This is a genomic window from Micromonospora sp. NPDC005710 (genome assembly GCF_040630995.1).
In the GTDB taxonomy this organism is placed as follows: Bacteria; Actinomycetota; Actinomycetes; order Mycobacteriales; family Micromonosporaceae; genus Micromonospora.
Map to the genome: position 1 here is coordinate 205,391 of NZ_JBEXYP010000012.1, position 10,080 is coordinate 215,470.

Here is a 10,080-nt window from a genome sequence, read left to right on the forward strand (position 1 = left end):
GAAAGCCGACGCACACGGTACCCGCACCGCGGCCTACCGTGCCCGCCGCGGACACCTCGGATCGCCCAGCGCGACAGATCCGGGGCTTTCCCGGGCGGTTATCGCGGGACGACCATGAAGTCGGTCACGAACGAGGTGACCCGACCGTCGGCGGCACGGCCGATCCACGTGCCGTAGCAGCCGTCCCCCCAACCAGTGGACACGGTGACGACGTTGGCGCCGCTGGCCTCGTCCAACACGGCGGTGATCAGCCCCGGGACCGGGGACGAGGGCATCTCCGCCGGGATGAGGACCTCCTCGACCCGGTCCTCGTCCCAGCCCTCCAGGACGGCGAGCGCGGTCGGGTCGGCGAGGGTGCCGGTGCCGGCGTCCACGCCGTACCCGAAGTAGTCGTCAGCGCCGAGTGTCGCGACGTCCTGGTCACCCGCGACTGCCGGTTCCCAGCGGACCGTCGGCTCGGTGGAGACGACCAGCTCCAGGGCGGCGACCCGGCGATCCACCTCGGCGTCCTCCCGGAGCACCACCGCCACCCAGGCGCGGGCGGGGTGCCGCCCCGGCGGCACCGTCACAGTGAACGGCTCGCCCTCCGGGCAGACCAGTGGGTCACACCCGACCACGCGGCCGGTCGGCAACACGATGTCGCCCACCGGGTGGACCTCGATGAGGTAGCCGCCGTGCTGGTCGGTGAAGCGGGCGCCGGGCGTGAGCAACCGGTCCAGATCAGGGGTGTACGGCATGGGGGCTCCTCCGGTCGCCAACGGCCGGCGGAGCGTACCCGGCGGGGCGGACACCGCCGCCGCTGCCGTACGTCAGGCGCTCTTGCGGGGTGCGGTCTTGCGGGCGGTGGTCGTCTTCTTCGCCGGCTCCGCTTTCTTCGCGGGGGTCTTCGTCGCGGCCGTTTTCTTCGCCGGCTCGGTCGCCTTCTTCTCGGCGGTCTTCTTCGCCGCGGTCTTTTTCGCGGGGGCCTTGGCCGCCTTCTTCTCGGCTGCCTTCTGCGCGGACCGGGCCGACGAGATGGGTGTCGGCTCGCCGCCACCGCCACCACGGGTGGGCTGCTCGCCGCGAGCCGCCTTGGCGCGCTCCACCGACGCCTTCAACGCGGCCATCAGGTCCACCGCCGCCGCCGGGGCCTCCTCGGCCTCCTCCGGCTGGACGACCTCCCGACCCTCCACCTTGGCGTCGATGACCTCCTGCAACGCGGCCCGGTAGTCGTCGGTGAACACGTCCGGTTCGAACTCACCGGTCATCGAGTCGATGAGTGAGCTGGCCATCGCCAGCTCCGGCGGGCGCACCTTCAGGTCCTCGTCGAGGAAACCGAAGTCCGGGGTACGGATCTCGTCCGGCCAGAGCATGGTGTTGAGCAGCAGCACACCCTCGCGGACCCGCAGCGTGGCCAACTGCTCCCGCTGGCGCAGCGCCACCTTGACGATCGCCACCCGCTCCGAGTCGATGAGCGCGTCGCGCAGCAGCACGTACGGCTTGGTCGCCGCGCCCTCCGGTTCGAGGAAGTACGCCTTGTTGTAGAGGATCGGGTCGACCTGGTCGGCCGGCACGAACTCCAGCACGTCGATGGCGCGGGAACTGGTCAGCGGCAGGTCGGCGAAATCTTCGTCGGTGAGGATCACCATCTCGCCACCGCCGATGTCGTAGCCCTTGGCGATGTCGTCGTAGGTGACCTCCTCGCCGCAGACCGAGCAGGTGCGCTTGTAGCGGATTCGCCCGCCGTCCTCGCGGTGCACCTGGTGGAACCGAATGTCCTTCTCCTCGGTGGCCGAGTAGAGCTTCACCCCGATCGAGACGAGCCCGAACGACACGGCTCCCTTCCAGATGGCACGCATCCTGCGCTCCCTTCCCCGGTATCGACCATGCTCGCATCCGAAAGAACCTGACGCGAGGTGTTCGGCCTGCTACTACAGTCGGGTCGTGTCCGGCGCGCCGCTCAAGCCGATGCTCGCGATGACCGGGCCGCTCCCGGAGGGTGACGGCTGGGCCTACGAGTTCAAGTGGGACGGCGTCCGCGCTCTGGCCGACATCTCAGGTGGCGATCAGCACCTGTATGCCCGCTCCGGCGTGCAGATCACCGCCGCGTACCCGGAGTTGGCCACACTGCCCGAGCAGGTCGACGACGCGCTGCTCGACGGTGAGGTGGTGCTGCTCGGCCAGGGCGGGCAGCAGTCGTTCACCGCGCTGGCCGAGCGGATGCACGTCCGGGACCGGAACAAGGCGGCCCGGTTGGCAGCCGTCATGCCGGTGACGTACATGATCTTCGACCTGCTCAGGCTCAACGGCAACGACCTGACCGGTTGGCCGTACGAGCGTCGCCGGGAGGCGCTCGAGGCGCTCGCGCTCGGCAGCCCCCGGTGGGCGGTGCCGCCGATGTTCGCCGACGGGCCGGCCACCTACGAGGCGGCGGGGGAGCACGGCCTGGAGGGCGTGATGGCCAAGCGGGTCGGTGCCGTCTACCGCCCGGGGGTGCGCTCGCCGGACTGGGTGAAGGTCAAGCTGGAGGTGACCGGTGACTTCGTCGTCGGCGGTTGGCGGCCGGGCGCGCGCCGGATCGGTGGGCTGCTGGTCGGGGTGCCCGGCCCGGACGGCCGGCTGATCTACCGGGGTCGGGTCGGCGGCGGGATCGGCGCGGCCATCGAGCGGCAACTCCTCACCGAGCTGGAGCCACTGCGCTCCGGCGTGTCACCGTTCGCGCCGGGGGTGCCCCGCGAGGATGCGCGGGGTGCCATCTGGGTAACACAGCAGGTGGTGGTGGAGGTGAAGTACGGCCAGCGCACCCCCGACGGCCGGCTGCGCTTCCCCCGGGTGCTGCGGTTGCGCCCGGACAAGCCTCCGGAGGAGGTCGACGATGCCGGCTGAGCGGCTACGGGTGGAAGTCGAGGGCCGCGCGCTGGAGCTGTCCAACCTGGACAAGGTGCTCTATCCGGCGGCCGGTTTCACCAAGGGCGAGGTGATCGACTACTACACCCGGATCTCCCCGGTGCTGCTGCCACACCTGCGGGACCGGCCGGTCACCCGGATCCGCTACCCCAACGGGGTGGACGACAAGTCGTTCTTCGAGAAGAACACGCCGCCAGCGACCCCGGACTGGGTACGCGTGGAGAACCTGCCCGCACCCGGGTCGACGAAGGGCCGGGAGACCATCGACTACGTGGTGGCCGACGACCTGCCCACACTCGTCTGGCTGGCCAACCTGGCCGCGTTGGAGCTGCACACACCGCAGTGGAAGGTCGGCGAACACCCGGACATGATGGTGGTCGATCTGGACCCGGGACCTCCCGCCGGTCTCGCCGAGTGTTGCCCGGTGGCGGTGCTGATGCGTGACCGCCTCGCCGACGACGGCATCGAGTCGTACCCGAAGACCTCCGGCAAGAAGGGCATGCAGCTCTGCTGCCCGATCGCCGGCACCCAGTCGTCCGACAGCGTCTCCGACTACGCCCGACGGGTCGCGCAGGAACTGGAGAAGGCCCACCCGAAGCTGATCGTGTCGAAGATGGCGAAGAACCTCCGCCCGGGCAAGGTCTTCATCGACTGGAGCCAGAACAACGCGGCGAAGACCACAGTCGCCCCGTACTCGCTGCGGGCCGAGTCGGTGCCGTCGGTGTCGACGCCGCTGACCTGGGACGAGGTCGAGGCCGGCGCCCGCGGCCGGAGACCGGCCGTCCGCCAGTTCACCGCCGCCGAGGTGCTGGCAAGGGTCGAGGAGTACGGCGACCTGCTCGCGTCCCTGCTGGCCGGTGGCCCGGAGTTGCCCCGCTGACTGCCGGGCGGACGATGGTCGACCGAGTGACCGGCCGACGCCCACCGCGAGGGTGGACGCCGGCCGAAGGGGTCGGGCTGTGGGTCAGTTGCGGCCGAAGACCTTGCGGCTGGAGCCGAGGCGCAGGAGCACCGTCTCGCCGGTGGCGTCCTTGACCCCGTCGTTGTCGGTGATCGCGTACACCTCGCCGTTGCCGGCCACTGTCAGGCCCTCCAGTTTCTCCTGCGTCCAGCCGTTGGTGGCGCGCAGTGCGGGCAGCACGTCGACGGCGAGCGTCTTCGGCAGCACGGTGAGCGGGCCGGTCGCCGCCGCACCGGGCAGCGGCACCGTGTAGATCCGCTTGACAGTGGCGGCGGGGCCGTTCAGCTTGTCCCGTTCGATGACCGCGAGCCGGTCGCCGACCACAGTGATCTCGGAGAGGCCCATCCAGTCACCGGGCACCGTGGTGGCCTCCAACTGGTAGCCGAACCAACTCCAGCTGCCGGCGGCGACGTCGTACCGGCCGAGCCGGACGATGCCAGCCGGGTCGGTGCTCAGCTCCCGCTGCACAGCCACCCAGACGATCTCCCGGCCCTGCCGGTCGGTGGTCGCGCTGACGCCCTCCAGGCCCTGCTTGCCGAGACCGGCGGCGACCTCGGCGGGCAGCGCGACGGTCTGCCGGGTCACCCCGGCCGCGTCGAGCCGGACCAGCTTGTTCTCCGCGCCCTTGGCGCCCTCCACGGCGAGCCAGAAGCCACCCTGGGGGCGGGCGTAGATGCCCTCGGCGTCGTACCCGACCGGAGCACCTGCCGCGTCCCGCACCGGCAGCGCGTCGGTGATCACGGCCGGCGTCCGCTTCGCGTCGATGGTGAGGATGCGGGTCTGGCTGTACGCCGCGTCGGTGACGCTGTAGAGCTGGTCCCGCTTGCCCGGTGCCGCGCTCAACGCGCCGAGCGCACCCCACCCGATCGGGGTGCCCGACCGGTCCGAGGCGGAGACGATGCTCGGGAACGCCGGGGTGGCCTTGCCGAGCTGGAACAGCGACACCGAGGCCCGGACGTTCACCGAGGCGTCGTCCGTCTCGCTGGAGACCGCGAGCAACCCGCGCGACGGGATGGGCAGCAGCCCTTCCGGCCCGTTCGTGGTCGGCAGGACCTGCCGGAACACCGGCCGGGTGGGGTCACGCAGGTCGTAGACGGCGACGAAGTTGCTCCGCTCCGAACCGACGAACGCGTACCGGACCCCGTCGTACTCGGCGACGGCCACGCCCTCCGGCTCGGTGCCCTTTTTGCCGGCCCGGTCCTCGTTGTGCAGCCCGTAGGTGACGGCGAGCCGCTCGAAGGTGTTGCCGGCGTCCCAGGCCACCCGGCCGCTGCGGCTGTCGAAGATCGACCAGCCGCGGGTGCCGCCGTGCCAGTCGCCCTCGTTGGCAGTGGCGAGATAGCGGTCGTCGACCCAGGCCACCGCGTCCGGCTCGCGCGGCACGTCGGTGATGCTGCCGGTCAGGTCGATGACGCCGTCCTTCACGGTGTCGATCCCGCTGATCGTGGCGGTGCCGGCGCTGAACACCCTGGTGAGCCGGCCGGTGGGCAGGTCGATCAGGGCGACGCCGTTGTTCTCCTGAAGCGTCACTGCCAACTGGTTGCGGCTGTTGATCGAGACGTACTCCGGCTCGGGGTCGGTTGGTGCGGCGAGACCGGCCTGCGCGAGTGCGGGCAGCGCACTGCCGTCGGCCCCGGTCAGCGCGACCGGCCGCAGCCGCCAACCAGCCGGTGACTTCCCGGTCAGGTCGACGATCTGCACGAAACCGGCGGGCGCCTGGGGCAGGTCGCCCTCCTCGCCGCCGGGCGGGGTGGCCTCCTCGTCGCGCTCGTTCTCGATCGCGATCGCGGCGTACCGCTTGTCAGTGCTGATCGCGATCGAGTCGGGCTGACCGCCGAGGTCGAAGCTGGCCACCCGCTCACGGCTGGCCAGCTCGATCACGTCGAGTCGACCCGACGGCGCGGTGAAGCTGCTGCTGGTGTTCACCACCACCAGCACGTACCTGCCGACCACGGCGACCGAGGTGGGCTCGTCCTCGGCGTCGCCGAGTTGGGCCAGCGAGAGCGTGCCGAGGCCGCGCGGCCGGTCGGCACGGGAGATGTCCAGGAAACCGATGCGCCGGGCCAGCGCATCGGTGTGGATGAGGGTGCGGCCGTCCTCGCTGACCGCCGAGATCTCGGCGACAGTCGGCGTCGCCGGGTCCTCCCCGGCCGGACGGTTCTGGAACACCGGGTACGTGGCGACCCGGTCGAAGGCGAGCGGCGGGTGGTGGTGTCCGCCGGCCGACGCGGGGGTGGCCCCGGTCAGGCTGGCGGCGGCGACACCGGCTGCGGTGAGCGCGGTGAATGCTCTTCTGAGAGTCAAGGACTTCCTCCGTCATGTCGTACCCGCACGGAGGCTGACAGTTGCGGGGGAGCGTCAGCTTGCGCCGACATGAACAGTCGGCGAAGCACTACGCAGCCGCCACCAGGCACCGCAGACCAGGGCCACTGTGACGACGGTGACCGCGACGTCGCCGGCGAGGGCCAGCGCCGGGGAGGCCGGGGAGTACGGCGGCACCAGGTATGCGAACGCGGCGGCCACGACCAGGCCCGCGGTGCCGGCAACAAGCGCGTGCCGCTGCCCCCAGCCGTCGTTGCTCGACAAGTGGGCGATCAGCCCTCCGGCGACAGCCGCGAGGGTCAGCGCGATCGTCACTCCCGGCCAGCCGGGCATCAGGTCGGAGCCCAGGCGGACGAGGACGACCGGCAGGCCGACCCAGAGCGGGTGCGGCGCCCGGCGGGTCCGGCGCGGGTGGGGGCGACGCCAGCGAGGGAGCAGGGCCGTCGCGACGAGGGCAAGGACCAGCACCGTTGCGAAGGTCAGTTGCAGTGGGCTGGCCAGGTAGCCCTTGTCCGTGAAGATGTCGGAGAAGATGAACAGACTGCCGAGCAGGTAGATCAGGCCGACGACGAGAAGGCCTGGTCGGCCCAGCCACGGCCGGAGCCGACGGTCAGCACCGAGGAACGACTCGATCAGCACGATCGGCGCGCAGATCGTCAGCACGATGTGGTTGCCCACATAGTCGAAGGCCTGCCGGAGGCTGAACTTCAGCCCCGGCACCAGCGTCGCCTCAGCGGCGGCCCGGGTGTCGGCGTACTGGGTGTCGTCGAGGTAGTCGGGGTTGAACAGCGACTGGTCGACGAGCCCGGCCTGGAGTACGCCGAACGCGGCGGCGAGCAGCACGATGGACGGCCAGCCCGCGCCGAGGTGCCGGGCGGTCTCCCGGATGAGGATCGCCGCGCCGCCGTACATCGGGCCCAGGAAGATCAGCACCGGGAGGAAGTCGTCGATGGCGAAGCCACCCCACGAGCACTCGGCCGCCCATGGCGCGAGCAGCAGCAACCCCACCACTGGCAGGAGCCGCCGACGCAGTGGCAGACGATCAGTGGCGACGGGGTCGGGTCCGGTCGGCATGGGCGCTCCTCGAAGGCGTCTCGGGGGTCACCTCCCACCGTGCGGGGGCCACCCGGTCACCCGATACGGCCGACCGACGACGACAGGTGCGACCAAAGTCGTTGAGTACTGTGGTGCCGACGTCGACCCGGGGAGCGTGGAGATGCAGCCAACCGTGACGGCCGACCAGACGGCCCGGCCGGTCGAGGCCGACTTTCCGCTGCTCAGCTACCGCGACGAGGCAACCGGCGAGCGCGTCGACCTGACCGCCCAGCAGGTCGGCCGCTGGGCGGCCCGCAGCGCGAGCCTGCTGCGGGACGGTTGCGGGCTCGGCCCCGGCAGCCGCGTAGCGGTCCTGCTGCCGCCGCACTGGCGTACCGCAGCGGTGTTGTTGGGCGCCTGGGCCTCCGGCCTGGCGGTGTCGTTCCGGCCGCGCGCGACAGCGGGCCTGGCGGTGCTCGAACCGGGCGGCGACCGGCCGTTCGACGCGGTCCTCGTGACGCCGGAGCGGCAGGACGACTGGCTGGAGGACGTGCCGGACGCGACACACCGCTACCTTGTCGGCACCGGGCCGGGGCAGTTGGCCGACGTGCCGTTGGGCTGGTTGGACTGGTCAGTCGAGGTGCTTCGCCACGGCGAGGCGACGCCCGACCACACCGCCATCCACCCGTCGGACCCGGCCACCGCGGACGGCACCACCTACGGCCAGTGGGGCGCGATCGCCCAGGAGTACGCCAAGGTTCTGGACCTGCGCGCCGGTGACCGGCTGCTCGTCGACGCCGCCGAGCACGAGGAGCCACTGAAGTGGTTGCTCGCGCCGCTCTCGGCCGGTGCGTCAGTGGTGATCAGCGCCAACCTCGACCCGGCCCGGCGGGACGCTGTCGTCGCCGCGGAACAGGTGACCCGGGTCCTCTGACCTGCCTACGTGTCCGATCTTGCCTGTTCAATCTGTAGGACGATGGCATGGGCGCCGTGCGCCTGGGCGATGGCGTGCGCCTCGTCGAGGGTCGCGAGCGCGTCCGCGTGGCGGTCCTGGGCGGAAGCGACGTAGGCCAGCCCGACCATGTTGGCGGCCACGCCCGACAACGCGCCCACCTCTCGGCGCAGCCGCGTGGACTCCTCCAGCCGCTCGCGCGCCTCCTCCAGCCGACCCGCCATGTGCGCTGAGATGCCCAGGTGACGCAGTGCCTCGGCCTGGGTCGACCGGTCGCCGACCTGCGCCGCCAGGTCGCGGGACCGCTCCAGGTACGGGACCGCGGTCGCGTCGTCGCGCCGGACGATCTGGTGCAGGCAGCCGATCCAGAACAGCGCCTCGGCCTGTCCGCGGGTGTCGGCGAGCGTCTGGTACAGCTCACTCGCACGCTCGAACAGCGGCAGTTCAGCCGGGTTCTCGGCGGGTGCGGTGCCGCTGCGGGCGCGTTCGTCGAGAAACCGGGCATGCAGTATCCGCCCACGGGCCAGCGCGGCGTCGGCCTCTACCGCGTCCAGATCCCGTTCGGCGTCGGTCAGTACGCCGGCATCGCCGCCGTACACAGCCTGTTCGTAGAGCGTCCTGGCCCGTTCGATGCGATCTTCGGCGTTCATCGCCGCCCCCGTCCTGGCCTCGCAACTGTGTGCCGGGTCAGCAGCTTAGTGCTCCGCAACCGCGCGGAGCAGCCCCATCGACGCTGCCCGATCCGGTTCCGATACATCGCTATCTGCCCTGCTCAGAGGGGCTTTTGGTCGATGCCGTCGACGTGCTCTGATACCGGAGCGACGGCATGGGTCGGAGGTTTGCGTCACCGGAGTGCTGATCGGTGACGCAAACCTCTTGGTCATCCTCGGGAGGGCGCGTAACGCCGGCGGTTGAGCGGGGGCGTGCCCGGGACCGCTGCTGGTCCCGGGCCGGTGCGCGTCTCGTCACCCGTCTGGTGGAGCCCACACGTTCCGCCGTCTCTCACGTTCTCCTGCCTCCTAGGCTGCGCCGAAGGCCGATACGGGTGGCGGAGGGCGATTGTGGTGTCAAGGCGTACACGTCGGATGGTGGTGTCGGCCGTTGCCGGCGGTCTGTTCGCCCTCGGCGTGGTCGCGCCCGGCCCGGCGGCGGCGCCGCAGCCCCGCGCGGCCCAGGCCGACGGGCCCACCGTTCCCGACCTGCGCGAGCCGCGCCCACCGCTGCTGCCCGCCGACTTCCAGGGCACCGGCCGGTACGTCGTGCGGGACCTCGGCATCGACGTACCGTTCTCGTGGCAGGGTCGGGACGGCAACAGCCAGATGACAGCCGGCGGGCCGGACCACCCGATCTGGTTCACGAACCTGATCTACGAGAACACGCTCTACACACTCACCTACAAGTGGCCGAACATCCCGCTGTTTCCGCCCCGCGCGTGCAGCAGGGTGCCGGGGTTCTTCAACCGGCAGATCTTCAACGACAAACTGAAGACCGCGCGGTACGTGGGGCCGGAGGTCCTGCAAGGTGGGAAGGATCGGCACGTCGACCACTGGCGGGTCGGGGTGGTCGGCGGTTCCACGGTGCCGGGCGAGTTCTTCCGGTTCCCGCTCGCGCTCGGCGACATCTACGTCGACCAGGGCGACCCGAGCCGGTGGTGGCAGGTGTTGCAGTTCGGCCTGCAGAACCTCTTCGACCCGGAGCTGGACGAGTGGTTCACGATGGACAGCTTCGACCACCGTCCCGGCCAGGTCACCCTCCCCGACCGCTGCCCACCCCCCACGTCGTGACCCATCCACTGAGTTGATCAAGAGGTTTGCGTCACCGATCGGCATGTCGGTGACGCAAACCCGGAGTTCTTAAGGAGTTGGGTTTTAGGGTATACGCACCCGGGGAAAAACCAAAAACCAAAAAAAAAAATAAATTAACA

The 10,080-nt window shown here is 70.7% G+C and carries 9 protein-coding genes; 4 read left to right on the top strand and 5 right to left on the bottom strand.

What is annotated here, in order from left to right:
• Nucleotides 1–98 precede the first annotated feature (98 nt).
• Together ABZ406_RS18575 and ABZ406_RS18580 are read right to left on the bottom strand one after the other, a co-directional pair.
• The gene (locus tag ABZ406_RS18575) at nt 99–737 is read right to left on the bottom strand and encodes a DUF4241 domain-containing protein (RefSeq protein ID WP_357762807.1); all 639 of its coding nucleotides are present in this window, start codon (nt 735–737) and stop codon (nt 99–101) included.
• A 72-nt stretch (nt 738–809) separates the two neighbouring features.
• A complete protein-coding gene (locus tag ABZ406_RS18580) occupies nt 810–1,838 on the bottom strand; it encodes a Ku protein (RefSeq protein WP_357762810.1) in 1,029 nt (342 codons plus the stop codon).
• 85 nt (nt 1,839–1,923) lie between these two features.
• Between ABZ406_RS18580 and ligD (ABZ406_RS18585) the strand changes: the two genes are divergently transcribed.
• Together ligD (ABZ406_RS18585) and ligD (ABZ406_RS18590) are read left to right on the top strand one after the other, a co-directional pair.
• A complete protein-coding gene (ligD, locus tag ABZ406_RS18585) occupies nt 1,924–2,865 on the top strand; it encodes a non-homologous end-joining DNA ligase (protein WP_357762813.1) in 942 nt (313 codons plus the stop codon).
• Complete coding sequence (gene ligD, locus ABZ406_RS18590; RefSeq protein WP_357762816.1) at nt 2,855–3,766, top strand: non-homologous end-joining DNA ligase; 912 nt, start codon at nt 2,855–2,857, stop codon at nt 3,764–3,766. The genes ligD (ABZ406_RS18585) and ligD (ABZ406_RS18590) overlap by 11 nt, the downstream gene beginning before the upstream one ends.
• An 84-nt stretch (nt 3,767–3,850) precedes the next feature.
• On the opposite strand, the gene ABZ406_RS18595 is transcribed toward ligD (ABZ406_RS18590), so the two are convergent.
• On the bottom strand, nt 3,851–6,151 hold the full coding sequence (locus ABZ406_RS18595) for an esterase-like activity of phytase family protein (protein WP_357762819.1): 2,301 nt from the start codon (nt 6,149–6,151) through the stop codon (nt 3,851–3,853).
• Between the two features lie 54 nt (nt 6,152–6,205).
• On the bottom strand, nt 6,206–7,243 hold the full coding sequence (locus tag ABZ406_RS18600) for a hypothetical protein (RefSeq protein WP_357762823.1): 1,038 nt from the start codon (nt 7,241–7,243) through the stop codon (nt 6,206–6,208).
• Nucleotides 7,244–7,385: 142 nt separating this feature from the next.
• Here ABZ406_RS18600 and ABZ406_RS18605 point away from each other — a divergent pair, with 142 nt between their 5' ends.
• Nucleotides 7,386–8,138: a TIGR03089 family protein gene (locus ABZ406_RS18605; RefSeq protein WP_357762826.1), complete on the top strand. Its 753-nt coding sequence runs from the start codon at nt 7,386–7,388 to the stop codon at nt 8,136–8,138.
• Between the two features lie 5 nt (nt 8,139–8,143).
• Here ABZ406_RS18605 and ABZ406_RS18610 read toward each other — a convergent pair whose 3' ends face one another.
• On the bottom strand, nt 8,144–8,806 hold the full coding sequence (locus ABZ406_RS18610) for a tetratricopeptide repeat protein (RefSeq protein WP_357762829.1): 663 nt from the start codon (nt 8,804–8,806) through the stop codon (nt 8,144–8,146).
• Nucleotides 8,807–9,220: 414 nt separating this feature from the next.
• On the opposite strand from ABZ406_RS18610, the gene ABZ406_RS18615 reads away from it, so the two are divergent.
• The gene (locus tag ABZ406_RS18615; RefSeq protein WP_357762832.1) at nt 9,221–9,940 is read left to right on the top strand and encodes a hypothetical protein; all 720 of its coding nucleotides are present in this window, start codon (nt 9,221–9,223) and stop codon (nt 9,938–9,940) included.
• Nucleotides 9,941–10,080: the final 140 nt, after the last annotated feature.